Origin of the sequence: Arthrobacter zhaoguopingii (genome assembly GCF_009828605.1) — a bacterium.
GTDB lineage: Bacteria > Actinomycetota > Actinomycetes > Actinomycetales > Micrococcaceae > Arthrobacter_D > Arthrobacter_D zhaoguopingii.
On sequence record NZ_WIAE01000003.1, the window covers coordinates 143,433 to 166,344 of the forward strand.

The following is a 22,912-nucleotide window of genomic DNA, read 5'->3' on the forward strand; positions in this document are numbered from 1 at the left end:
ATAATGAGCACTGCCGATTTTTCGCAACCCCTGAAGTTCGCCTACTGGGTGCCGAACGTGAGCGGCGGGCTCGTCGTCTCAACGATCGAACAGCGCACCGGCTGGGACTTCGAGTACAACCGGAAACTTGCGCGGATCGCCGAGGACGCCGGGTTCGAGTACGCGCTGTCCCAGACCCGGTATTCCGCTTCCTACGGCGCCGACAAGCAGCACGAAGCCACAGCCTTCTCACTGGCCCTGCTCGCGGCGACGGAAAAACTCAAGGTCATTGCGGCCGTCCACCCGGGCATGTGGCATCCGGGGGTGCTCGCGAAGTTCATTATCACCGCAGACGTCATCTCCAACGGCAGGGCGGCGGTCAATATCGTCTCGGGCTGGCTGAAGAGCGAATTTACCGGCTTTGGACTCCCCTGGCTGGAGCACGACGAACGGTACGTGCGCACCGAAGAGTTCATCCGCGTGCTGCGCGGCCTGTGGACCCAGGAGCACTACAGCCAGGCCGGAAAGTACTACAACATCACCAACTTCACGCTGAGCCCGGCGCCCGTCGAGGTGCCCGGACGGGCACACCCCGAGATTTTCTTCGGCGGAAACTCGACGGCGGCACAGGCCACCGCCGGCCGGGTGGCCGACTGGTACTTCTCCAACGGGAAGGACCTCGAGGGCTTCCGGGAGAACATCGCCGGCGTGCGGGCCTCGGCAGCCGCGGCCGGGCGGCACCCGCGCTTCGGCCTCAACGGGTTCGTGATCGCCCGGGACTCCGAGAAGGAGGCCCGCGAGACCCTCCGCGAAATCGTCGCCAAGGCGCACCGGCCGGCCGTCGAAGGGTTCCGGGACGCAGTCCAGGAGGCCGGCCCCTCGACCCGTGACGGCAAGGGCATGTGGGCGGACTCCACCTTCGAGGACCTGATCCAATACAACGACGGCTTCCGCACCCAGCTGATCGGCACTCCCGAGCAGATCGCCGAGCGGATCATCGAGTACAAGAAGCTGGGTGTGAACCTGATGCTCACCTGCTACCTGCACTTCCAGGAGGAGGTCGAGGCGTTCGGCCGGGATGTCCTGCCAATCGTCCGCGCGCTCGAGGCGGACCTCGCGGACCGGGCCGGCCTCGACTTCCACCTCCCCACCCCCTCAACCGTGAAAGCAGGGCTCTGATGGCCGAGCGAACCTTTGGATTCCGGACGCGGGCGCTCCACGCCGGCGGTACCCCCGATGCGGCGCACGGCGCCCGTGCAGTCCCCATCTACCAGACGACGTCGTTCGTCTTCAAGGACACCAACGACGCCGCCAGCCTCTTCGCGCTCCAGAAGTACGGCAATATCTACTCCCGGATCGGCAACCCCACGGTTGCGGCGTTCGAGGAGCGCATCGCCTCCCTGGAGGGCGGGATCGGCGCGGTGGCGACGGCGTCGGGCATGAGTGCCGAGTTCATCACCTTCGCTGCACTGTGCCAGGCCGGCGATTCCATCGTCGCCGCCTCCCAGCTGTACGGCGGAACCGTGACGCAGCTCGACGTCACGCTGCGGCGCTTCGGCATCGACACGACCTTCGTTCCCGGGACGGATCCGGCCGACTATGCTGCCGCAATCCGGCCGAACACGAAGGCCGTCTATGCGGAGGTCATCGCCAACCCCTCCGGCGAGATTGCCGACCTTGAGGGCCTCGCGGCGGTGGCCCACGACGCAGGGGTGCCGCTGATCATCGATTCCACCCTCAGCACCCCCTACCTCATCCGGCCGATCGAGCACGGGGCGGACATCGTGATCCACTCGGCCACCAAGTTCATCGGCGGCCACGGGACGACCCTGGGCGGCGTCGTCGTCGAGAGCGGGAAGTTCAACTGGGGCAACGGCAAGTTCCCGGGGATGACCGAGCCCGTTCCCTCCTACGGGAACATCCAGTGGTGGGCGAACTTTGGTGAATACGGCTTCCTGACGAAGCTGCGCACCGAGCAGCTGCGCGACATCGGGCCGTCGCTGTCGCCGCAGTCGGCTTTCCAGCTGCTGCAGGGCGTCGAGACCCTTGCCCAGCGGCTCGACGAGCACCTGAAGAACGCCAAGGCCATCGCCGAATGGCTGCAGGCCGACCCTCGGGTCGCCTACGTCAACTACGCCGGGCTACCCAGCCATCCGCATCACGGGCGGGCGGGAAGGTACCTGCCCCAGGGCCCGGGCTCGGTGTTCAGCTTCGGCATCCGCGGCGGCCGCGAAGCCGGTCAGCGGTTCATCGAGGCGTTGCAGCTCGCATCCCACCTGGCGAACGTTGGGGACTCGCGCACGCTCGTGATCCACCCCGGGTCCACGACCCACCAGCAGCTCTCGCCCGAGCAGCTCAGCGCGGCGGGCATCCCCCAGGATCTGGTCCGCATCTCGGTGGGCCTTGAGGACCTCGAGGACATCCTGTGGGACCTCGACCAGGCACTGACCGAAGCCGTCGAGCGCGATGGCTCCGCGTCCCTGCCGCAGGTACCGGCGGAGGGCGGCACCGGGAACTCCGCCGACGGGCAGGCCCCGACGTGCGCGGTGGGGGTCGGGGCATGAGCGCGGCAGAGCGGACGTGGGAAGGTCCCTCCGCACCGGAGCGGCTCGCCCTGCTGCGCGGCGCCAAGTCGGTGGCAATCGTCGGGGCCTCGGACAAGCCCTCGCGCGCCTCGTACTTTGTCGCGACCTACCTTCAGTCCTCGTCGCCCTACCGGCTGTACTTCGTCAATCCAGTGGCCACGCAGATCCTCGGTCAGCCGGCGTATGCCTCGCTTGCCGACCTTCCAGAGGTTCCCGACGTGGTCGACGTCTTCCGCAGGCACGACGACCTCCCCTCGGTGCTCGAGGAAACCCTCGACGTCGGCGCGCGAACGCTGTGGCTGCAGCTGGGGTCCTGGCACGAGGACGTGGCCCGGCGGGCCGAGGGCGCAGGGCTATCGGTGGTGATGGACCGCTGCCTGAAGATCGAGCACGCCCGCTTCCACGGCGGACTGAACCTCGCCGGGTTCAACACCGGCGTCCTCTCCTCGAAGCGGCAGCTCCTCTCCTGACCGCGGCGCGGATTCCCGCGACGGCGGTGACGGCACCGGGACCTGCAGTGCTGGTTCCGGTGCCGGTGCGTCCCCGACCCGGGGCAAGGGTCCTCCGAGAGCGGCGGGGCCCGAAATCCCGCCGATCGACGGTTTCTCCGGGTCTGAAGTCTCCAGCGCTTCTGGATTCTCGGGGGCTGGTGGCTCGAGGTGCGAAGCATCCGAACCTGGGACTTCCAGGCCTGATGGCTCTGGTTCTGATGGTTCTGGTTCTGACAGCTCCGGCGTAGCCCGGTCCGGGGCCGAGGGATCGAGGTCGAGCCAGCCCCCGGTTTCCGGCCCTGCCGGCGTCCACGGCTCCGGCCGGCGATCGGCGCCCTGGTCCACTTCGGCCCCGGGCTCCTTCGACGCGGGCAGCGACTGACGCTTCCGCGCCCATTCCGGCGCCTCTCCGGGCGCCTCGAGCTCCGGTCTGGCTTCTCCGCCGGCGCCTCGTCTGTCTCCGGGCGCAGCAGGCTGCGGCTTGGCCGGCTTCGCCTTCGTCGGCTTGGGCTTCGACGGGTTTGACCCCGCAGGCTTCGGCCCGGTGGGTTTCATTTGTGCCGGCGTGGATTCCTCCGGCTGGGATTCCGCAGGCCGGGATTCCGCAGGCCGGGATTCCGCAGGCCGGGATTTCGCAGGCCCGGATTGTCCCGGCTTCGGTCCCGGCTTGGCAGCCCCCCGGTGCCCCGCATCCGGCGCTGGAAACGACCTGTCGGGCGCCGCCTCAGGGGTGACGCCTTCCCGGTCTCCACCCGTCGCACCGGATCCACCGGAGGAGGGACGTGTCGGTTTGTGCCATGGTCCGGTACTCCCGGCGGCGCCTGACGCTTCCGGCCCGGTCTGCCCAGTGACTCCCTCGGCCTCCGTTCCCGTGGGCCCGGCGGCACCGGCAAGTCCGCTTCGATCGGCAGTATTCTGGGCCGCCGGCCCGCCCTGAGGTCTGGCGAGGTCCGGCAGATCCGATGCAGATGGCCGCTGCGTGGGGTCAATGAGTGCGGGTCCCGCCGCCGTCCCGTCCGGCCGGCCCATGACGGAATGGACCGCGCTGCCGAGGTTGTCCGCGAAGGTGCCCGGCCCGGCGGCCACGCCGGACATGCCCAGTCCCATTGAGACCACAATGGTGCCGCCGATGATGGGACCCCGCAGCCGCTTCCGGCGTCCACGGTCCGGCGCATCCGCTGGAGCGAAAAAGGCCAGGAGGTCCGCTCCCGGAGCGGGAACCGGCCCGTCCCCCAGGCTCTTCACGCAGCCCAGCACCCCAAGGAGCTCCGGAGCCACGGGAAGCGCCGCCTCATCGAACAGCTCGGAAAGGCCCTCGTCATCGGCCGGTGGCTTGCCCGCCGTCATGACGCCTCTTTCTGGTCGAGTTCCACAAGTTCCTTAAGACGGAGCAGCCCCCGCCGCTGTAGCTGCTTGATCGAACCTGTCGACCTGCCCATTACGTCCCCGACCTGCTCAAGCGAAAGCCCGGCAACGACGCGCAGCAGCAGGACCTCCCGGTGCTCGTCCTTGAGTGCGGTCAGGAGTTCCTCGATATTGCCTTCACCGAACCGGTCGAGTGCCACGGATTCCGCCGACGCGCTGGTGCGGGAATCGGCGTCGGGCTCGTACCCGGTGAGTATGGGACCGCGTGCCCTTCTGCGGACCTCATCCACCCACCGGGCATGGGCGACGGAGAAGACGAACGTCCGCAGCGCCCCCGGCCCGCCCTGAAGCGAGGTGAGCTTGGTGAACACGGTGAGGAAGACCTCCTGGGTGAGGCCTTCCGGATCCTCGGCACCCCGGCCCGTAAAGTAGCCGAGCACCAGTGGGCTGAGCTGCGAGTAGATCCATTCAAAGGCCGCCGGGTCCCCCTTCTGAGCGCGTGCGAGCGCTTCGTCGGGCAGCATGCGGACCATGGATTTCCTCGCGAAAGGTGGGTGGAGAAGTCAGCTTATCCGCTGGGTACCGCAGGGGGTGGAAGGCCTGCCGCACATCGGCGGGCGCGTCGCGCTGCGCGGAAGGACGTTCCGCACTGGCGGGTCTGCACGGGCCGGGGCGCCGGGCGGGCTGTACCGGCCGGCCGGCCGGCCGGGCGGGGCGACGGCGGCCCCACAAAAGAAAGGCCGCACCGAGACCCAATGGGGGATAAGCCTCGGTGCGGCACTTACACACAGGTAATCGTCGGCGGGGCCGCAAAGGTTACGCGGTTGGAGGTCTATTTTTCGGGCTCGGTTCCGGGGTGCGTCGTGAACCTGCATACCGTTGGCCCGGTCCGCCAGCCCGTCGAACGGTGAAATGCCGCTTCGAGTGGCGTCGATGGCAGAGTTGTTCGGGAACAAAAATGGCGATGAAAAAGGATTGGTAACCGATGACGACGGAACACAACTGGGCCGGCAATCTGGTGTACCGGCAGGAACGCCTTGAACGCCCCACCGAAGTGCACGCCCTTCAGGAAATTGTCGCCGCGGCGTCCTCGGTGCGTGCGCTCGGCAGCCGCCATTCCTTCAACGACATCGCCGACACCACCGGCACGCTGGTATCCCTTGAGAAGCTGCCTTCGGACATCAGGGTCGACGGCGCGGGACGAACCGTGAGCGTCAGCGGAGCGGTCCGCTACGGTGAACTCGCCGCCGAACTCCAGCGGCAGGGTTTCGCCCTCGCCAACCTCGCTTCCCTGCCGCACATCTCCGTGGCCGGAGCGGTCGCCACGGCCACCCACGGCTCGGGGAACCGCAACGGGAACCTCGCCACTGCCGTAGCAGCGATCGAGTTCGTCACGGCCTCCGGGGACCTGCGTACCGTGCGGCGGGGCGAGGACGCCGATTTTGGGGGCATGGTGGTGAACCTTGGGGCGCTCGGGATCATGACCCGGCTCACGCTCGACATCGAGCGGTCCTTTGCCGTGCGCCAGGACGTCTACACCGACCTTCCCTGGGCCCGGGTGCTTGGGAATTTTGAGGAGATCACCGGCGCCGCCTACAGCGTCAGCCTCTTCACCGACTGGGCCGGCGACACCGTCAACCAGGCCTGGCTGAAGTTTCGGACCTCGGCGGACGACGGCGCCCCGGCCGCGGAGGCGTTCTCCGGCGGCACGAGGGCCGAGGAGCCGCTGCACCCGGTCCCCGGCATGTCCTCGGTGAACTGCACGCAGCAGCTTGGCGTGCCCGGACCCTGGTCGGACCGCCTCGCCCATTTCCGGCTCGCCTTCACCCCCAGCAGTGGAGCGGAACTGCAGTCCGAATACCTGGTCGGCTCCGAGCATTCCCGGGCGGCGATCGACGCCGTCCGCTCCCTCGCACCGAAGCTCGCACCGCTGCTCCAGATCTCGGAGATCCGCACAATGGCGGCCGACCGCCTGTGGCTGAGCAGCAACTACGGCCGTTCGGGGATCGGCCTGCACTTCACGTGGAAGCCCCTGCAGCGCGATGTCGAGGCCTTCCTTCCCGAGCTCGAGTCCAGCCTTGCCCCCTTTGCGGCCCGGCCGCACTGGGGCAAGCTGTTCACCGGGCAGGCCGGCCCGCTCGAGCGCCTGTACCCGCGCCTCGCCGATTTCCGGGCGCTGGCCGACGACTGGGATCCGCAGGGCAAGTTCCGCAACGGCTTCCTTGAGCGGACGGTGTTCGCCCACCTCCCCGGCGTGCTGAGCGGAAGCCACGGCCCTAGTGCGCGTCGACGATGGCCTCGTTGGGCCCGAAGCGGCGGTTGCGCAGCACGGGGAGGAACTCGCGGACGTCGTCGACCCGGTGCCTGGTGACCTCCGTCGTCACGACGGCCTCGGACTCGTGTTCGAGGAAGGCATGCGCCACCCCCATCGGGTCGAGGATGGCCGAGTGGCCGATGGTGTGGTCGCTCGAGGTGCCGGCCGCGGCGATCCAGACGGTGTTCTCGATGGCGCGGGCCTTGAGGAGGGTCTCCCAGTGCTCGATCTTGTGCTCGCCCTGGAACCAGGCGGCGGGCACGCAGATCAGGTCGGCGCCGGCGTCGGCGAGCGCCCGGGCCTGCTCCGGAAAGCGGATGTCGTAGCAGGTCATCAGGCCCACGGACATCTCCCCGAGCGGCACGACGGTGAGGCCGCCGTCGCCGGGTTTGATCCGCTTCGATTCCTGGTAGCTGAACGCGTCGTAGAGGTGAAGCTTCCGGTAGGTGTCGGTGATCCGGCCGGTCCGGTCGATCAGCACGAGCGTGTTGTAGGGGCGTTCCTCCCCGCTTGACTCATAGCCGCCGGCCACGATCGCGATGTCGAGTTCCGCGGCCAGAAAGGAGAGCTGCTGCACGAAGGTGCTCCAGCTGCTGTCGACGGCGGCCTGCAGCGGGCCGGTGACCTTGCCGATCGTGAACATCGACTCTTCCGGGAACACGATGAGCTCCGCGCCGTCGGACTTGGCCTTCCGGGCCAGCTTCCGCATCACCAAGAGGTTCGCCTGCACGTCCCCGCCCGGCCGGAACTGTCCTACGCTGACTTTCATATTCCCCGCCTCCGCGTCGCTGTCCCCTGCGCACCAGCCTACAGACTGCGCGGCGGGTTGCTAAAGGCTAGCGTTGGGCCATGAGTATTCGACGCGCAGTCCCCGGTCCCGGTCAGGAATCCGTCTGGGACTACCCGAGGCCACCACGGGTGGAGGCGAGCACCGAGGAGATCGTCGTGCGGTTCGGCGGCGAGGAGATCCTGCGGACCTCCTCGGCCCTGCGGGTGCTCGAGACGAGCCATCCGCCGGTGTACTACCTGCCGGCCGCGGACTTCGTGCCCGGGGCGCTGGAGGCGGCGGAGGGGAACTCCTTCTGCGAGTTCAAGGGCACCGCGGGCTACTTCGACGTTGTCGGCGGCGGGCGGCGCGCGGCTCGGTCGGCCTGGACCTACCCCTCCCCGTCGGCCGGCTATGAGGAACTCGCCTGCCGCGTCGCCGTGTACCCGGGGGCGATGGATTCCTGCACCGTGGACGGTGAACAGGTCACCGCTCAGGCCGGTGACTTCTACGGGGGCTGGGTCACCGCGCGGATCGTCGGGCCCTTTAAGGGCGGGCCGGGAACCCGGGGCTGGTGACGCCCCGGGCCGCGCCAGGGGTGCCGCGTCAGCCGGTGATGAGGTCGTTCACGACGATGGTCTGGTCGCGGTCCGGGCCGACGCCGATGGCCGAGAACCGGGCCCCCGACATCTTCTCGAGCGCCCGCACGTAGACCTGCGCGTTGTCCGGCAGGTCCTCGATGCTGCGCGCACCGGTGATGTCCTCGGTCCACCCCTCGAAGTATTCGAAGATCGGCTTCGCGTGGTGGAACTCGGTCTGGGTCATGGGCATCTCATCGTGGCGTACGCCGTCGACGTCATAGGCGACGCAGACGGGGATGCGCTCGATGCCCGTGAGCACGTCAAGTTTCGTCACAAAGTAGTCGGTGAAGCCGTTGACGCGGGACGCGTGGCGCGCGAGCACGGCGTCGTACCAGCCGGTGCGGCGCGGACGCCCGGTGTTCACACCGAACTCCCCGCCGGTCTTCTGCAGGTAGAGGCCCATATCGTCGAAGAGCTCAGTCGGGAACGGTCCGGCACCGACGCGCGTGGTGTAGGCCTTGATGATGCCCACGGCCCGGGTGATGCGGGTCGGCCCGATGCCCGAGCCGACCGAGGCGCCGCCCGCCGTCGGGTTGGACGAGGTGACGAACGGGTAGGTGCCGTGGTCGACGTCGAGGAAGGTGGCCTGGCCGCCCTCCATGAGCACAACCTTGCCCTCGTCGAGCGCCTCATTGAGGGCGAAGGTCGAATCGATGACCAGGGGCCGCAGTCGCTCGGCATAGGACAGGAAGTACGAGACGATCTCGTCCACCTCCACGCTGCGGCGGTTGTAGACCTTCACGAGCAGTTCATTCTTCTGCTTCAGGGAGCCTTCGACCTTCTGGCGCAGGATCGACTCGTCAAAGACGTCCTGGACGCGCAGGCCAAGCCGGGCGACCTTGTCCATGTAGGCCGGGCCGATGCCGCGGCCGGTCGTGCCGATGGCGCGCTTGCCCAGGAAACGCTCGGTCACCTTGTCGAGCACCTGGTGGTACGGCGCGACGAGGTGCGCGTTGGCCGAGATCTTCAGCTTGGAGGTGTCTGCACCCCGGGCCTCGAGTCCGTCGATCTCATCGAACAGCGCCTCGAGGTTGATCACGCAGCCGTTGCCGATGATGGGGATGGCGTTCGGGCTGAGAATGCCGGCGGGTAGGAGCTTCAGCTCATACTTCTCGCCTCCGACGACCACCGTGTGCCCGGCGTTGTTGCCTCCGTTGGGCTTGACCACGTAGTCGACACGGCTGCCGAGCAGGTCGGTGGCTTTGCCTTTACCTTCATCGCCCCACTGGGCTCCGACAATCACAATCGCAGGCATGGGATCCTCCCCCATTGTGGCGGCGCGGTGCGCGGTTCGGGTGCAGCCGCTGCCGTCATGAGAATGCCCCCGGACATGCGCCCGTTCCCGGCCGCATCAGGGGCTCTTACGTCCCAAGTTTAGCCGAGCGCGCGGTAACGGCGCTGCACAATGGTCTCATGGACCGATTTACAGGACATATCGCCGGCATCGGCACCGCCTCGGGCACCCGGCTGGTGGTGGGCCGGTGGGACGAGTCGCCCTTCGGCGCCTTCACCGACGTCATGATGGAGGACGCCGGCGGCCTCCGGACCCTGCTGGCCCCCTCGGAGGACATCGCCGCCTACGTTGGGTCGACCTACTCCTTCGACGAGGTCCGGGTGGTTCCGGTCCGGTCGACCCTGTCCGCCTCGCACCTCACGGTCGAAGCCGGCGGCCTGCATCTCAGCGCCGACCTCGGAGCGCCCACCCCGCTCGGACGGCTGCTCGGGCTGGTCCCCCGAGCCCGCGCCACGAGTCCCCGGTGGCTCGCGCTGATCTCCCCGGCGGCGGCACTTCTCCTGCCGGGGGTCCGTACCGCAGGCTCGGCCGGCAACGGCCGCCGCGAGTACTACGGAGTCACCTCCGCCCGGGCCATCACGGCCGTATCGGTCGAACTCCACGGGGCGGGCCTGGGGCCGCTCGCACCGCTGCAACCTGCGGTCCGGTTCGGCTTCAGCTCCGCCCCTGCAGCGCCCCAGATCGTCAGCGTCGTGACGACCATTTCGCACCTCGGCTGAACCGGCTGTTCGACCACCGGGTTCAATCACCCAAGTTCACTCACCCCGGGTTCAATCACCCCGGGTCGACCATCCGGGCCGCTGCTCCCCTCGGAAGGGTTATCCCACGGAGCGCCGCTCCGGATTCATCGCATCCAGGTACTGCTGCACCGCGTCCTCAGGGACCCGGTAGGAGCGCCCGAAACGAATCCCGTGAATCGCCCCCGACTGCACCAGCCGGTAGACCGTCATCTTAGAGACCCGCATCATGGAGGCCACCTCCGATACGGTAAAAAGGTGGGTTGGAATTGTCTTGTTGTCCGCCACGGCACACCCGCTTCCACAAACCCAGCCGCCACTTTGGCGACTCCCTTAACTGTGTTGGTTCCAGTGGAGGCCTCACAAGGGATCGCGCTACTCGTTTCCCGATACAGCAAAGACGAGTAGTTCGGTGGAGCGGGTGCGCGCCGGCGGAATCAGGACCCGAGCTGGGCGCTTGCCTCGGGGTCGGACTCCCGCAGGAACACCGCAATCCGCTCCGCTTCCTCGATCTCACCGATCGAGGCGGCGGCCCGGCCCAGGGCGTAGAGGGACCTCAAGAAGCCCCGGTTGGGCGCATGGGAGTACGGCACCGGCCCGGCGCCCCGCCAGCCGTTGCGGCGCAGCGCGTCCAGGCCCCGGTGGTAGCCAGTGCGGGCGTAGGCGTAGGACTCGATGGTGCGGCCCTCGGCGTAGGCCTCGTCGGCGAGGATGGCCCACACCAGCGACGACGTCGGGTGCTTCGCCGCCAGGTCCACCGCCTCGTCGCCCGCCTTGAGCCGGGCCTCGACCTCGGGTTCCTCGGGCAGGTACGTCGGCTCGGGCCCGAGCAGGTTCTTGCGGAATTCGTCGGACATTTCTAGAGCTTCTTTCCTGCCGAGCCCAGGGACTGAGCCGCTTCGACGACGCGGGCGGCGAGGGCCGCTTCGGCCGAGGCGCCCCAGACGCGGGGGTCGTACACCTTCTTGTTGCCCACTTCGCCGTCGACCTTCAGGACGCCGTCATAGTTGCGCAGCATGTGGTCCGCCACCGAGCGGGTGAACGCGTACTGGGTGTCGGTGTCGATGTTCATCTTGATGACCCCGTACGACACGGCGTCGGCGATCTCCTGCTCGCTTGAGCCGGAGCCGCCGTGGAAGACCAGGTCGAACGGCTTGTCCTTGCCGAGCTTGGAGCCGACCTGCTGCTGGATGTCCTTGAGGATCTCCGGACGCAGCTTGACTCCACCGGGCTTGTAGACGCCGTGGACGTTGCCGAAGGTCAGGGCGGTGATGTAGCGCCCGTGCTCGCCGGAGCCCAGGGCGTCGACCGTGGCCAGGGCGTCTTCGACGGTGGTGTAGAGCTTGTCGTTGATGGCGTTCTCGACGCCGTCCTCCTCACCGCCGACGGTGCCGATCTCCACCTCGAGGATGATCTTGGCGGCAGCCGCCCGGGGCAGGATCTCGCGGGCGATCCGGAGGTTCTCCTCAAGGGTCTCGGCGGAGCCGTCCCACATGTGGGACTGGAACAGCGGGTTGCCGCCGGCCTTGACCGCTTCCTCGGAGGCCGCAAGGAGCGGAAGCACGAAGTCGTCGAGCTTGTCCTTGGGGCAGTGGTCGGTGTGGAGGGCGATGTTGACGTCGTACTTCTTCGCCACTTCGTGGGCGAAGGCCGCGAAGCCCCGGGCTCCTGCCACCATGTCCTTCACGCTGGCCCCGGACCAGTAGGCCGCCCCGCCCGTCGAAACCTGAACGATGCCATCGGAACCCGCCTCGGCGAAGCCGCGCATGGCGGCGTTGAGGGTCTGCGACGAGGTGACGTTCACCGCCGGGTACGCGAAGCCACCGGCCTTCGCGCGGTCGATCATGTCGGCGTAGATTTCGGGTGTGGCGATGGGCATGGTCGACTCCTTGTAGCTGGGTTCGTGGACGCCGGGCGGAAAGCACCCTGTGCGATCGTTCCCATCCTAGCCATCCGCCCGTGCCCCCGGGGGGCTAATCGGTGCGGCGTCCTACTGCCTGCGCTCAGCCCTCCTGCCCAGAAACCCGGCTGCGCGCAGCCCCGGCCGTGCCTAGACCCGCTGGTTGAACACGTGCCGGCGGATCCACCCGTGCATGGCGATGGCCGCGGCCGCCGAGGCGTTGATCGACCGCGTTGAGCCGAACTGGGCGATGGAGAGGGTCGCCTTGGCGGCGGCATGGACCTCCGGCGTCAGCCCCGGACCCTCCTGCCCGAACACGAGGACGCACCGCTCGGGCAGGTCGTAGGTTTCCAGCGGCACCGAGTCGGGGAAGTTGTCGATGCCGATGACCGCCAGGCCCTCGGCATCCGCCCAGGCCACGAAGTCCTCGACCGTCGGGTGGTGGCGGACGTGCTGGTAGCGGTCGGTCACCATGGCCCCGCGGCGGTTCCAGCGGCGCCGGCCGATGATGTGCACCTCGGCGGCAAGGAAGGCATTCGCGGTGCGGACCACCGAGCCGATGTTGAGGTCGTGCTGCCAGTTCTCGATGGCGACGTGGAACCCGTGCCGGCGGGTGTCAAGGTCGGCGACGATCGCCTCGTGGTTCCAGTACCGGTAGGCGTCCACCACGTTGCGGGTGTCCCCCGCCTCGAGCAGCTCCGGATCCCAGTGCGGCCCCGAGGGCAGCTCGCCCTCCCAGGGCCCCACGCCCACCGGTGCGGCAGCGTCCGAGGTCCCTGCCGGCGGTGTGTCCTGCCCGAAACCCTGGAGGGCGTCGTCGTTTTCGCCTCGATTTTTCACCTCTCAAGCCTAAGGTGAAAGACTGATGCGGATTCCCGCCCGGCCCACCGAAGGAAGCAGATGCGCAACAACGACTACATTGAGTGCTGGCTGACGGACATGGACGGCGTACTGGTTCACGAGAACCATCCGATTCCCGGTGCCGCGGAGCTGATCGAGCGCTGGGTCGCCACCTCCAAGCGGTTCCTCGTGCTGACGAACAATTCGATCTACACCCCGCGCGACCTCGCGGCACGTCTAGCGGCGTCGGGCCTTGAGATCCCCGAGGAAAACCTGTGGACCTCGGCGATGGCCACCGCCGAATTCCTCAAGGGCCAGCTGCCGGGCGCCCGCGCCTACGTGATCGGCGAGGCCGGCCTCACGACGGCCCTCCACGAGGCCGGCTTCGTGCTCACCGACACCAACCCCGACTACGTGGTGCTCGGGGAGACCCGCACCTACTCGTTCGAGGCCATCACCATGGCCATCCGGCTGATCCTCGAGGGGGCGCGGTTCATCGCGACGAACCCAGACGTCACAGGCCCGTCCAAGGAGGGCGTGCTTCCCGCCACCGGCGCGATCGCGGCGCTCATCACCGCGGCGACGAACCGGGACCCCTACATTGTGGGAAAGCCCAACCCGATGATGTTCCGTTCGGCCATGAACCAGATCGAGGCGCACTCGGAGACCACCGCGATGATCGGCGACCGGATGGACACCGACATCATCGCCGGGATGGAAGCGGGCCTCCACACCGTCCTCGTGCTCAGCGGAATCACCCAGCGTGCAGACATCGATGCCTACCCCTTCCGGCCGGATCAGGTGATCAACTCGGTCGCGGACCTGATCGACACCTTCTAGCGGCGGGCACTACTCACCCGTACGGCACCGGGTCGCTGCGGGCCGAGTCACCCCGGCTCAGGTCGCTGCAGGCCGAGTCACCGCGGCTCAGGTCGCTGCGGGCCGAGTCACCGCGGCTCAGGTCACCCCGGCTCAGGTCACTGCAGGTCGGGTCACTGCGGGTCAGGTCACTGTGGCGCGGCCGCCGCCGCGGGGCAGCGGAATGAGCTGCTCCTGAATCCGCTGCAGCAGCGGACGGTAGGTCAGCGGGTTCCACTGGGGGCTCGCGTGGGCCGGACGGGCCCCTTCGGTCACCAGGTCGCTCAGAATGAGGTTCCTCGGGAAGATCTCGGCCCAGCCGGCCCGCGCCGTGCCGTAGTTGACCACGGTGTCATGCGGATTCCCAAGGAAAGCCAGCTGCGTGGGACCCAGGGCGTCCCGGAACCGCGTCGGGTCGAAGTGGTAGATGTAGGACGCCTGCGACTGGATCAGGACACTGCTGGGCGCCAGCGGCGAGAGCTGTTCGAGGCTCTGGTCGATGATCTTGCGCCACGTGCGTTCGTTCTTGTGGACGATGCGCTCACCGAGTTCGTACCCGCCCCGCACCACCGTGGGGATCTGGTAACCGGCCTCGTACAGGAACACGACGCCCTCGAACATCTCCTGTTCGAGCACGTCGAACTTCGTGTGGGGGCTCGAGTCGAGCACGATCAGCTCGACGGGGATGCCGCGGGCGGCGAGCCGCGCCGCGACCTCGACGGCGACCATCCCGCCGAAGCTGTGCCCGTAAAAGTAGAGCTTTTCAAGCTGGAAGTTCCGCACGTACCGATTCAGCTCCGCGACGATATTGCTCACGTCCAGCCCCCGGTTCGAGTACCCCACGGCAGCCATCTGCGCCCGCCGCGACAGCGTGGGCCGCAGAGAATTCAGGATCCACAGGGCCTCCTCCCAGCTGGTCTTGTATCCGGGAAAAAGCACCCAACGGGAGTGCGGGAAGGCGGCCCGGGCGGCGTCGTCGGGCACGGGGAGCAGGCGCAGGGTTTCGCGCTCCTGCTGGATCCTGCGGGTGAGGACGAGGTCCGCGGCGAGCGCCAGGCCGAGCGAGGAGCCGGTCAGGAACGCCCTGCGGGAGAAGGCACCGACCTCACTCGCGTCCCCCAGCAGGCGGCGGGCATCATCCATGGCGGATTGATCGCCTCCCGTCTGTCCTGATGTTGTCCCTCCGCACTTCCGCCGGCGGCTGCCGGCACCTCAGCCGAGGCCGAGTTCTTCCTTCCCGAAGGCGTAGAGGTAGGGGACCCCAGCTTCGGCTTCAATCCGCTCCCGCGAACCGGTGTTCCGGTCGACAATGACGGCGACTGCGCGCACGTCGCCGCCGGCCTTCCGGACGCCTTCGACCGCGGTCAGCGCCGACCCCCCGGTGGTCGAAGTGTCCTCAAGGACCACCACGGGCCTGCCGGCGACGTCGGGCCCTTCGACCTGGCGTCCCATGCCGTGGGTCTTCGAGGTCTTCCGGACGACGAAGGCGTCGATCGGGCGCCCGGCCTGCGACGCGGCGTGCATCAGCGCGGTGCCTACCGGGTCCGCGCCCATGGTGAGCCCGCCCGCGCTCTGGAATTCAATTCCCGCGTCATCCAGGAGCCGGAGCATGACGCGCCCAACGAGCCGGGAGGCCTCGTGGTGGAGGGTGATCCGGCGCAGGTCGATGTAGTAGTCGGCCTCGACCCCGCTTGAAAGCGTCACCTTCTCATGCACCACGGCGAGCTCCTTAATGAGTTCGAGGAGCCGGGCGCGGTCGGCGGCGGGTGCTGAGGTGTCGGCGGGCGAGGTGTCGGCGGTCATGGACCGAGTCTATCGAGTCCCCGGGCCCACTACGCCCGGCCCGGGAGGGCCGGACGGCCCCGCTCGGCAGACCGGTCCGACTTCCTCTGGCTTTAGGAGTCCCCCCGCCTGCCACGCTCGAGGCACCCGCGCCGCCGCGTAACGCCCCCGAAACCTGCGCGTAGTAGCCTGAGCGCATGCGCGAACTCCAGGCGAAAATCATCGAGGAAATGGGCGTGCGCCCCACCATCGACCCCGCGGGGGAAATCCGGACCCGGGTCGGGTTCCTCAAGGACTACCTCCGGGCCAGCCGGACGAACGGGTTCGTCCTCGGCATCAGCGGCGGACTCGACTCGACCCTCGCCGGCAAGCTCGCCCAGCTCGCCGTCGATGAACTGCGCGCCGAAGGCGAAGACGCCGACTTCCTCGCCGTCCGCCTGCCCTACAACGCCCAGAAGGACGAGGAGGACGCCCAGGCCGCCCTCGCGTTCATCGAGCCGCGCAGCACGCGCGAGTACAACGTCGCCCCCGCCGTCGAAGGCTTCCAGGACGAGTATGTCAAGACGACCGGCGAGAAGATTTCCGACTTCAACAAGGGCAACATCAAGGCCCGGGCCCGGATGGTGGCCCAGTACGCCCTCGCCGGCCAGCACAACCTCCTGGTCCTCGGCACCGACCACGGCGCGGAGTCCGTCACCGGCTTCTTCACCAAGTACGGCGACGGCGGCGCCGACATCCTGCCGCTGTTCGGGCTGAACAAGCGCCAGAACCGGGCGCTGCTGAAGGAACTCGGAGCCCCCGAGGCGCTGTACAACAAGGTTCCGACGGCGGACCTGCTCGACGACGCACCCGGGCAGGCGGACGAGAAGGAACTCGGCCTGACCTACGACCAGATCGATGACTACCTCGAGGGGCGCGAGGTCGGCGAGGTGGCCGCGGCGGCCATTGAACACCGTTACTGGATCACCCGCCACAAGCGCACCGTCCCGGTCACCCTTTTTGATTCCTGGTGGCGGGGCTGAAGCAACCCGTTGATAACCTAGTGCCCGTGAAGATCGCCACCTGGAACGTCAACTCCCTCCGTGCCCGTGCCGACCGTGTCGAGGCGTGGCTCGGCCGCTCCGACGTCGACGTCCTGGCTATCCAAGAGACCAAGTGCAAGGACGAGAACTTCCCGTGGGAGATGTTCGAGAACGCCGGCTACGAGGTCGCCCACTTCGGGCTGAGCCAGTGGAACGGCGTGGCCATCGCCTCGCGGGTGGGGCTCGACGACGTCGAACGCACCTTTCCGGGCCAGCCCCCCTTCGCCAAACCCGGGATTGAGCCCGTGCAGGAGGCCCGCGCCATCGGCGCGACCTGCAACGGGATCCGCGTCTGGAGCCTCTACGTGCCCAACGGCCGCTCCCTCGACGACCCGCACATGCCCTACAAGCTTCAGTGGCTCGACGTGCTCCGCCAGCACGCGAAGGAGTGGGTGACCGCCAACCCGGAGGCCCAGATCGCCCTCATGGGCGACTGGAACATCGCCCCGCAGGACGAGGACGTGTGGGACATCGACTTCTTCGTCAACGGCGGCCACACCCACGTCAGCCCGCCCGAACGCAGCGCCTTCCAGAGGTTCCTCGACGCCGGCTTCGCCGACGTGGCCCGACCCTTCACCCCCGGGCCCGGCGTCTACACCTACTGGGACTACACGCAGCTGCGCTTCCCGAAGAAGGAGGGCATGAGGATCGACTTCGTGCTCGGCTCCCCCGCCCTCGCGGCGCGGGTCGCCAATGCCTCGATCGACCGGGAGGAACGCAAGGGCAAGGGCGCCTCCGACCACGCGCCCGTGATCGTGGAGCTCGACGGACAGTGACCCGCCGCCACCCCACCGGAATCGCCCGGCCGTTTCCATACGTCTCGTTCCTGCGGGTGTACGAGCCCCTCGACGCGTTCGACGACGCCCAGCAGCTTGTCATCCTCGGACAGCGCGCGCGCGGACGCCGCATCACCGAGCAGATCGACTACGAGCAGTCGCTGCGCCGGGTGACCCGCACTGTGTCCGACCCGTTCCCGCACCATGAACCCGATCTGGTCCGGGTCCTCCACTTCCCTGGGAACAGCGGGAGCACCACGCCCTACTACTGCCCGAACCAGCTCTCGGTCCGCACCACCCTCGCCGCCGAGTCCCTCGACGCGACCCTGCGGGGCCCGCTCGTCGACGTCCTCGTGCCCGAGGCGGCCCGCGAGGCCCAGCAGGCCCGGCTCGACCCGGACACGTTCGCGGATTCCGTGGCGAAGCTCCACACCCGCTCCGCCACGTGGGGCGTGCCCTTCGCCTGGTTCGTCCTCATCCACGAGGACGACCTGACGGAGGTCATCGAGGACAACGGCAGGGTGAGTACCGTCCGCATCTCGGCGCGGGTGCACGAATGCATCGACCGGGCCCGGCACGCCATCGCGCAGCTCGCCATCGGCGCCCCCGAACTGGACCTGCTTGAGGAGCTGACCGAGCTCACGCAGTGGCTCGAGGTGTTCCGCCGGGACGCCATCGTGGAGATCGACTACGGTGCCGTTGCCGACCGGGTCTTCCCTGATGAGTCGCCGCACGATGTGCGGATTGGGATCGAAAGCCTCGCCGAGGCGGACATGACCGGGGCAGCCGCGTCCTACCGCAGGTTGGCCTCGCGCTGGATTCCGATCCGGCAGCTCGCGCGCGCCTCCTGACGCCCGCGCAGCCTTCCCCTGACCGGCCCTGGTCAGTGGGCAGCTTCGACCGCAACACCCCGGCTCAGCGCGGAACGGGCCCGGTCGAGCCGCGCACGATCAGCTGGTGCGGCTGGACCGGAATGACGTCGGCCGCGGGCTGGCCCTGAAGTTCGTCCAGGAGGATGCCCGCCGCGAAGTCACCCTGGTCGACGGGACTCTGCCGGATGGTGGTCAGGCCCATGGGGTCGGAAAACTCGTGGTCGTCGATACCGATCACCGAAAGCTCGCCCGGCACGTCGATGCCCAGTTCCACGGCCGCCCGCAGCACGCCGAAGGCCATCTCGTCGGAGGAGCAGAAGACCGCTGTCGGCCGGTTCCCGGGATCGGCGAGCATCTGCAGGGCCCCGGCGAGGCCTTCCTTGAACCGGAAGTCACCGAAGACCTCCCACTCCGGACGGATTCCGAGCCCATGGTCGGCCATGGTGCGCCGGTAGGCCGTTTCGCGGATCCGCGGAACCTGGAAGTCGATGCCGAATGACCCCCCGCCGCGCAGGTGCCCGATGCGGGTGTGCCCGAGGCCGATGAGGTGTTCGACGGCGTCGCGGGCCGCGGCGCCGTCATCGATGCCGACGTGGCGCACCCCCTCGACCGCGCCGCCCACCACGATGGTGGGCGACTCGAGCTCGAGGAGGGAGGAGCGCTCGGAGTCGGTCAGTTCAAGGCAGAGCACCAGCAGCCCGTCGATGCGCTTGCGCAGGATGGATCGGTGGAACACCCGCCCCCGGTTGACACCGGACCCGCCGAGGCTGAACAGCACCAGGTCGTAGCCCGCCGCCCGCAGCCGCCGGTCAACCCCCTCGAGGACGGCCGAGAAGTACCACCGCTCGATCTGCGGCAGCAGGACCCCCAGTGCCATGGTGCGCCCCGAGGCCAGCCCTGCTGCCGCCGACGACGGGACATACCCGAGGTTCTGCGCCTCCTGCTCCACGCGGGAACGGGTGCTCGGCGACACCCCGGGCAGTCCCCGAAGGGCGCGCGAGACCGTGGCGGTGGAGACCCCCAGCGACTTGGCAACATCTTCGATGCTCGTCACCGGAGTTACCCCTTAAGGCCACCCGCCAGCAGCCCACGGACGAAGTACCTCTGCAGCCCGAAGAAGACCGCCAGCGGAATGAGGATCGAGACAAACGCACCGGCCGTAAGCCGCTGCCATTCACCGCCCCGTGAACCCTGGAGTTCGGCGAGCCGCTGGGTGATCGGCGCGACGTCGGCACCGCCGCCGGAGAAGACCAGCGCGACCAGCAGGTCGTTCCACAACCACAGGAACTGGAAAATCCCGAAGGAGGCGAGCGCCGGTGTGGCCAGGGGGATGATGATCCGCCAGAAGATGGTGCTGTGCCCGGCGCCGTCGACCCGTGCGGCTTCAATCACCTCGCCGGGGATTTCCGCGATGAAGTTGTGGAGCAGGAAGATGGCCAGTGGGAGCCCGAAGATGGTGTGGGCGACCCAGAGCTGGGCGTAGGTGCCGCTGGGGAACAGCTGCAGGTCCCCGATTTTCAGGACCTGGGTGAACAGCTGCAGCAGGGGGATCAGTGCCATCTGCAGCGGCACGATCTGCAGGGCGAAGACGAAGATGAACAGCCCGTCCTTGCCGCGGAATTTGCCCCACGCGAACATGTACGCCGCCATGGCGCCGATGACCAGGGTGAAAATGGTCCCGGGAATGACGATGGCGAGGGAGTTCACGAAGTAGGAGCCGAGGTTCGGCGACTGGCTTCCGCCCGGAGCCAGGACGTCCTGGTAGTTGGCGAGGGTGAACTGCCAGTCCGTGAAGACGTTCCACCAGCCGTTGCCCTTGATGTTGTCCTCGGGGCGGAAGGATGAGACGAACAGGCCGAAGGTCGGAATCGTCCAGATGACGGCGATGATGACGGCGGCCGCCGTCGCGCCCCGGGAGGTCAGCCGCTGGCGGACCCGCCGCTGGATCGGCGGGCGTTCCGCCGTCTCGATGTCCTTGAGTTCCGGGAAGACCTTCTTGGTGTTCTCGGCGGGGATGGCGCTCATCGGATCTCCTTCTGCTGGCGGAGCAACCGCGCGTTGTAGACGACGACCGGCAGGACCATCAGGAACAGGACCAGCGCGAGGGCGGCACCGCGGCCGGGCTCGCCGGCGCGGAACGCCTGGGTGTACATCTCATTGGCCACGACCGAGGTTTCGTACTGTCCGGCCGTCATGGTGCGCACGATGTCGAACACCTTGAGGGTGCCGATGGTGATGGTGGTGACGACGACGATCAGGGACCCGCGGATGGTGGGGATCGTGACGTTCCTGAACTGCTGCCACGCGCTGGCGCCGTCGAGACGGGCGGCCTCGACGATTTCGGTGGGGATTCCCTTGATCGCGGCGGAAAGCACCACCATGGCGAACCCGGTCTGGATCCAGATCATGACGGCAATCAGGAAGAAGGTGTTCTCGGGGGCGTCGAGGAGGAACTGCTTGGGGGTCTGCCCGAACCAGACAAGGATCTGATTGACCAGGCCGATCTGGTCCGCCTCGGCACCCTTGTAGGCGTAGACGAAGCGCCAGATCACGCCGGCCCCCACGAAGGAGATGGCCATGGGCATGAACACCAGCGCCTTGAGCGCCTTCTCGCCGCGGGCCTTGTCGATGAAGACCGCGTAGGCGAGGCCGATCGACGAGGCGAGCAGGGGCACCAGCACCACCCAGATGACGGTGTTGCGCAGGGTGATCAGGGCCTCGGGCTGGGTGAACATCCACACGAAGTTATCCAGTCCGATAAACTCTCCGGCCGCGTTGGTGAACGAGAGGTAGGTCGTCTGCAGCGCCGGGTACACCAGCCCGACCGCGAGCAGGACCAGGGCCGGGGCCAGGAACCCGGCGATCTGGACCTTTTCCCGGGCGGATTTCGGAGCCCGGTCGACGATGAGCATGATCACGCCGATGATGGCGGCGAAGATGGCCAGAGCCACCACCACCTGTAAACCTTTTTCTGCTAAATCTTCCACAGCCCAGCCTCCTTGGTGCGCCTGGTGGATGAAACGATGAACGGTCCGGACGCGGGCGCCTGCGCATATGTGCGGCAGCCGGCGCGGCGCCGGAGGGCACTAACGCCGCCGGCCTTCCCTGCGGGGTTCGGCCGGCGGCGTTAGATGCATCGAACTACGAGCTGGGCCAGCTGCTTTCGACCGAGTCGGTGACCTTCTTGGTCTCGTCGCCGTTGATCCAGTTCACGATGCCGCTCCAGAAGGAGTTGGCACCGACGGCTCCGGGCATGAGGTCGGAGGCATCGAAGCGGAAGACCGTTTCGGGATCCTGGAGCAGTTCGATCGACTGGCGGTCGAGGTCAGATCCAGCCAGCTCGGGATCGAGTCCCTTGTGGGCGCTGATCGCACCGCCCTGCTCAACGCGGGCGTTGGCGAAGTCGGCGCTTGCCATGTACGACTGCAGGGCAACGACCTCGGGGCTGTCCGAGTAGGCGCCGACCATTTCGCCGCCACCGGTGATGGCGGTGCCATCGGCCGGGTCAACGGGAGGGGTCATGAAGGCCCAGACGTCGCCGTCTTCGGCCACCTCGGTGCCTTCGGGCCAGTTGGCTGCCTGGAAGGAGGCCTGGTGGTGCATGGCGCAGGAGCCGTCGAGGACGGGCTGGCCCGCCTCGGCGAAGGCCGTCGACAGGATGGAGCGCGAGTCGCCGAAGCCGCCGTTGACGTAGTCGTCGTTCTTGAGGATTTCCCCGACCTTGTCGAAGGACTCGACGATCTTCGGGTCGTTGAACGGAATCTCGTGGGCGACCCACTGGTCGTAGACCTCGGGGCCGTGATCGCGGAGCACTGCGTCCTCGACCCAGTCGGTTCCCGGCCAGCCGGTTGCCTCGCCGGATTCGAAGCCGGCGCACCAGGGCTTCATTTCCTCTTCTTCGCTGGCGATCGTCTCGGTCAGCTCCATCATCTCGTCCCAGGTCGTGGGAACTTCCCAGCCCTTCTCTTCGAAGGTGGCCGGGACGTACCAGACGTAGCCCTTGATGTTCGCGAGCATGGGGGCTGCGTAGAAGGTTCCGTCGACTGTGCCGTACTTCTTCCAGTCCTCGGACCAGCCCTCATCAACGAGGTCGGAGACCTCCTGGGGTGCCGGCTTCAGGTTCTCCGCCTGGGCGGCGAGCAGGCCCGGCTGCGGGAAGATGGCGAGGTCCGGCGGGTTGCCGGCCTTGGCGCGGACGCCGATCTGGGTTTCGAATTCCTTCGACCCTTCGTAGGCGACCTCGATGCCGGTGCATTCGGCGAAGTCGGCCCATGAGTTTTCAAGCAGCTCTGCCTCGACGTCGACGATCGTGGAGTAGACGCTTACCTCGGTGCCTTCGTGTTCTCCGTAGGCTTCGTAGAGGGAGCAGTCGGCGTCTCCGCCGCCGCCGGCTTCACCGGATCCGCCGGATCCGCAGGCGGAGAGTGCGAGCGTTAGAACGCTCAGAGCCGCGAGCGGCGCCAGCGCTTTCTTGGTGCGAAACTGTGGCATTAAAGAGACTCCTTTGTCTGGCAGCACGCATCGGTGTGCTCCGGGCCATCTGACCCTGAAACCCAACCGTGCCGCCGCCTCACCAGATTGATCTCCCGAGAGTAAGCGCTTACGTAAGACCGCGGCAACTCAGGGCGGC

23 protein-coding genes are annotated in these 22,912 nt (G+C 67.8%); 10 read left to right on the plus strand and 13 right to left on the minus strand.

The window, feature by feature from the left end; genetic code table 11:
* Nucleotides 1-3: 3 nt before the first annotated feature.
* Genes sfnG through GVV77_RS05795 form a run of 3 tightly spaced genes read left to right on the plus strand, consistent with a single transcriptional unit; the run spans nt 4 to nt 3,034 of the window.
* The gene (gene sfnG / locus GVV77_RS05785) at nt 4-1,158 is read left to right on the plus strand and encodes a dimethylsulfone monooxygenase SfnG (protein WP_159617211.1); all 1,155 of its coding nucleotides are present in this window, start codon (nt 4-6) and stop codon (nt 1,156-1,158) included.
* Complete coding sequence (locus tag GVV77_RS05790) at nt 1,158-2,543, plus strand: O-acetylhomoserine aminocarboxypropyltransferase/cysteine synthase family protein (RefSeq protein ID WP_246199664.1); 1,386 nt, start codon at nt 1,158-1,160, stop codon at nt 2,541-2,543. The genes sfnG and GVV77_RS05790 overlap by 1 nt, the downstream gene beginning before the upstream one ends.
* Nucleotides 2,540-3,034: a CoA-binding protein gene (locus GVV77_RS05795; protein ID WP_159617212.1), complete on the plus strand. Its 495-nt coding sequence runs from the start codon at nt 2,540-2,542 to the stop codon at nt 3,032-3,034. Before GVV77_RS05790 ends, GVV77_RS05795 begins: the two co-directional genes overlap by 4 nt.
* 1,364 nt (nt 3,035-4,398) lie before the next feature.
* On the opposite strand, the gene GVV77_RS05800 is transcribed toward GVV77_RS05795, so the two are convergent.
* On the minus strand, nt 4,399-4,953 hold the full coding sequence (locus tag GVV77_RS05800) for an RNA polymerase sigma factor (protein ID WP_159617213.1): 555 nt from the start codon (nt 4,951-4,953) through the stop codon (nt 4,399-4,401).
* A 452-nt stretch (nt 4,954-5,405) separates the two neighbouring features.
* Between GVV77_RS05800 and GVV77_RS05805 the strand changes: the two genes are divergently transcribed.
* Nucleotides 5,406-6,791: an FAD-binding protein gene (locus tag GVV77_RS05805; RefSeq protein ID WP_159617214.1), complete on the plus strand. Its 1,386-nt coding sequence runs from the start codon at nt 5,406-5,408 to the stop codon at nt 6,789-6,791.
* Here the strand turns inward: GVV77_RS05805 and GVV77_RS05810 are convergent.
* On the minus strand, nt 6,697-7,503 hold the full coding sequence (locus tag GVV77_RS05810) for a carbon-nitrogen hydrolase family protein (protein ID WP_159617215.1): 807 nt from the start codon (nt 7,501-7,503) through the stop codon (nt 6,697-6,699). The genes GVV77_RS05805 and GVV77_RS05810 overlap by 95 nt on opposite strands.
* A gap of 80 nt (nt 7,504-7,583) precedes the next feature.
* On the opposite strand from GVV77_RS05810, the gene GVV77_RS05815 reads away from it, so the two are divergent.
* Nucleotides 7,584-8,078: a DUF427 domain-containing protein gene (locus GVV77_RS05815; protein WP_159617216.1), complete on the plus strand. Its 495-nt coding sequence runs from the start codon at nt 7,584-7,586 to the stop codon at nt 8,076-8,078.
* Nucleotides 8,079-8,106: 28 nt separating this feature from the next.
* On the opposite strand, the gene GVV77_RS05820 is transcribed toward GVV77_RS05815, so the two are convergent.
* On the minus strand, nt 8,107-9,396 hold the full coding sequence (locus GVV77_RS05820; RefSeq protein ID WP_159617217.1) for an adenylosuccinate synthase: 1,290 nt from the start codon (nt 9,394-9,396) through the stop codon (nt 8,107-8,109).
* A gap of 158 nt (nt 9,397-9,554) precedes the next feature.
* Between GVV77_RS05820 and GVV77_RS05825 the strand changes: the two genes are divergently transcribed.
* Complete coding sequence (locus GVV77_RS05825; RefSeq protein WP_159617218.1) at nt 9,555-10,154, plus strand: hypothetical protein; 600 nt, start codon at nt 9,555-9,557, stop codon at nt 10,152-10,154.
* Between the two features lie 99 nt (nt 10,155-10,253).
* Here GVV77_RS05825 and GVV77_RS05830 read toward each other — a convergent pair whose 3' ends face one another.
* From GVV77_RS05830 to GVV77_RS05845, 4 genes are all read right to left on the minus strand, one after another.
* The gene (locus GVV77_RS05830; RefSeq protein ID WP_246018982.1) at nt 10,254-10,460 is read right to left on the minus strand and encodes a helix-turn-helix domain-containing protein; all 207 of its coding nucleotides are present in this window, start codon (nt 10,458-10,460) and stop codon (nt 10,254-10,256) included.
* A gap of 149 nt (nt 10,461-10,609) precedes the next feature.
* The gene (locus GVV77_RS05835; protein ID WP_159617219.1) at nt 10,610-11,029 is read right to left on the minus strand and encodes a DUF3151 domain-containing protein; all 420 of its coding nucleotides are present in this window, start codon (nt 11,027-11,029) and stop codon (nt 10,610-10,612) included.
* 2 nt (nt 11,030-11,031) lie between these two features.
* Nucleotides 11,032-12,051, minus strand: coding sequence for a class II fructose-bisphosphate aldolase (gene fbaA / locus GVV77_RS05840; RefSeq protein ID WP_133404418.1), 1,020 nt, complete (start codon nt 12,049-12,051; stop codon nt 11,032-11,034).
* A gap of 171 nt (nt 12,052-12,222) precedes the next feature.
* Nucleotides 12,223-12,825 carry a TrmH family RNA methyltransferase gene (locus GVV77_RS05845; protein WP_246199669.1) on the minus strand — a complete coding sequence of 201 codons (603 nt, stop codon included), beginning with the start codon at nt 12,823-12,825 and terminating at the stop codon, nt 12,223-12,225.
* Between the two features lie 147 nt (nt 12,826-12,972).
* Between GVV77_RS05845 and GVV77_RS05850 the strand changes: the two genes are divergently transcribed.
* The gene (locus GVV77_RS05850; RefSeq protein ID WP_159617221.1) at nt 12,973-13,752 is read left to right on the plus strand and encodes an HAD-IIA family hydrolase; all 780 of its coding nucleotides are present in this window, start codon (nt 12,973-12,975) and stop codon (nt 13,750-13,752) included.
* A gap of 162 nt (nt 13,753-13,914) precedes the next feature.
* Here the strand turns inward: GVV77_RS05850 and GVV77_RS05855 are convergent, their stop codons facing one another.
* The gene (locus GVV77_RS05855) at nt 13,915-14,913 is read right to left on the minus strand and encodes a thioesterase domain-containing protein (RefSeq protein WP_159617222.1); all 999 of its coding nucleotides are present in this window, start codon (nt 14,911-14,913) and stop codon (nt 13,915-13,917) included.
* 69 nt (nt 14,914-14,982) lie between these two features.
* Complete coding sequence (gene pyrE, locus GVV77_RS05860; protein ID WP_159617223.1) at nt 14,983-15,573, minus strand: orotate phosphoribosyltransferase; 591 nt, start codon at nt 15,571-15,573, stop codon at nt 14,983-14,985.
* Nucleotides 15,574-15,749: 176 nt separating this feature from the next.
* Here pyrE and nadE point away from each other — a divergent pair, with 176 nt between their 5' ends.
* From nadE to GVV77_RS05875, 3 genes are read left to right on the plus strand one after another with little or no spacing between them, the layout of a single operon-like run.
* Nucleotides 15,750-16,574, plus strand: a complete 825-nt coding sequence (gene nadE / locus GVV77_RS05865; protein ID WP_159617224.1) for an ammonia-dependent NAD(+) synthetase — start codon at nt 15,750-15,752, stop codon at nt 16,572-16,574.
* Between the two features lie 26 nt (nt 16,575-16,600).
* Complete coding sequence (locus GVV77_RS05870) at nt 16,601-17,410, plus strand: exodeoxyribonuclease III (RefSeq protein ID WP_159617225.1); 810 nt, start codon at nt 16,601-16,603, stop codon at nt 17,408-17,410.
* Complete coding sequence (locus GVV77_RS05875; protein ID WP_246199665.1) at nt 17,407-18,261, plus strand: DUF8083 family protein; 855 nt, start codon at nt 17,407-17,409, stop codon at nt 18,259-18,261. The genes GVV77_RS05870 and GVV77_RS05875 overlap by 4 nt, the downstream gene beginning before the upstream one ends.
* A 64-nt stretch (nt 18,262-18,325) precedes the next feature.
* Here GVV77_RS05875 and GVV77_RS05880 read toward each other — a convergent pair whose 3' ends face one another.
* The 4 genes from GVV77_RS05880 to GVV77_RS05895 form a co-directional block, all read right to left on the minus strand.
* On the minus strand, nt 18,326-19,336 hold the full coding sequence (locus GVV77_RS05880) for a LacI family DNA-binding transcriptional regulator (protein WP_159617226.1): 1,011 nt from the start codon (nt 19,334-19,336) through the stop codon (nt 18,326-18,328).
* Between the two features lie 5 nt (nt 19,337-19,341).
* Nucleotides 19,342-20,307 carry a carbohydrate ABC transporter permease gene (locus GVV77_RS05885; protein WP_159617227.1) on the minus strand — a complete coding sequence of 322 codons (966 nt, stop codon included), beginning with the start codon at nt 20,305-20,307 and terminating at the stop codon, nt 19,342-19,344.
* The gene (locus tag GVV77_RS05890; protein WP_159617228.1) at nt 20,304-21,269 is read right to left on the minus strand and encodes a carbohydrate ABC transporter permease; all 966 of its coding nucleotides are present in this window, start codon (nt 21,267-21,269) and stop codon (nt 20,304-20,306) included. Before GVV77_RS05890 ends, GVV77_RS05885 begins: the two co-directional genes overlap by 4 nt.
* 154 nt (nt 21,270-21,423) lie before the next feature.
* Nucleotides 21,424-22,773 (minus strand): ABC transporter substrate-binding protein, encoded by a 1,350-nt coding sequence (locus tag GVV77_RS05895; RefSeq protein ID WP_159617229.1) that lies wholly within the window; start codon nt 22,771-22,773, stop codon nt 21,424-21,426.
* Nucleotides 22,774-22,912: the final 139 nt, after the last annotated feature.

What these genes read in the sequence shown, in the direction of transcription:
- GVV77_RS05820 (WP_159617217.1), bottom strand. Translation starts at nt 9,396, where the DNA reads ATGCCTGCGATTGTGATTGTCGGAGCCCAGTGGGGCGATGAAGGTAAA.
- GVV77_RS05850 (WP_159617221.1), top strand. Translation starts at nt 12,973, where the DNA reads ATGCGCAACAACGACTACATTGAGTGCTGGCTGACGGACATGGACGGC.
- nadE (WP_159617224.1), top strand. Translation starts at nt 15,750, where the DNA reads ATGCGCGAACTCCAGGCGAAAATCATCGAGGAAATGGGCGTGCGCCCC.
- GVV77_RS05815 (WP_159617216.1), top strand. Translation starts at nt 7,584, where the DNA reads ATGAGTATTCGACGCGCAGTCCCCGGTCCCGGTCAGGAATCCGTCTGG.
- GVV77_RS05855 (WP_159617222.1), bottom strand. Translation starts at nt 14,913, where the DNA reads ATGGATGATGCCCGCCGCCTGCTGGGGGACGCGAGTGAGGTCGGTGCC.
- GVV77_RS05835 (WP_159617219.1), bottom strand. Translation starts at nt 11,029, where the DNA reads ATGTCCGACGAATTCCGCAAGAACCTGCTCGGGCCCGAGCCGACGTAC.
- GVV77_RS05795 (WP_159617212.1), top strand. Translation starts at nt 2,540, where the DNA reads ATGAGCGCGGCAGAGCGGACGTGGGAAGGTCCCTCCGCACCGGAGCGG.
- GVV77_RS05885 (WP_159617227.1), bottom strand. Translation starts at nt 20,307, where the DNA reads ATGAGCGCCATCCCCGCCGAGAACACCAAGAAGGTCTTCCCGGAACTC.
- sfnG (WP_159617211.1), top strand. Translation starts at nt 4, where the DNA reads ATGAGCACTGCCGATTTTTCGCAACCCCTGAAGTTCGCCTACTGGGTG.
- fbaA (WP_133404418.1), bottom strand. Translation starts at nt 12,051, where the DNA reads ATGCCCATCGCCACACCCGAAATCTACGCCGACATGATCGACCGCGCG.
- GVV77_RS05790 (WP_246199664.1), top strand. Translation starts at nt 1,158, where the DNA reads ATGGCCGAGCGAACCTTTGGATTCCGGACGCGGGCGCTCCACGCCGGC.
- GVV77_RS05895 (WP_159617229.1), bottom strand. Translation starts at nt 22,773, where the DNA reads ATGCCACAGTTTCGCACCAAGAAAGCGCTGGCGCCGCTCGCGGCTCTG.
- GVV77_RS05825 (WP_159617218.1), top strand. Translation starts at nt 9,555, where the DNA reads ATGGACCGATTTACAGGACATATCGCCGGCATCGGCACCGCCTCGGGC.
- GVV77_RS05805 (WP_159617214.1), top strand. Translation starts at nt 5,406, where the DNA reads ATGACGACGGAACACAACTGGGCCGGCAATCTGGTGTACCGGCAGGAA.
- GVV77_RS05800 (WP_159617213.1), bottom strand. Translation starts at nt 4,953, where the DNA reads ATGGTCCGCATGCTGCCCGACGAAGCGCTCGCACGCGCTCAGAAGGGG.
- pyrE (WP_159617223.1), bottom strand. Translation starts at nt 15,573, where the DNA reads ATGACCGCCGACACCTCGCCCGCCGACACCTCAGCACCCGCCGCCGAC.
- GVV77_RS05810 (WP_159617215.1), bottom strand. Translation starts at nt 7,503, where the DNA reads ATGAAAGTCAGCGTAGGACAGTTCCGGCCGGGCGGGGACGTGCAGGCG.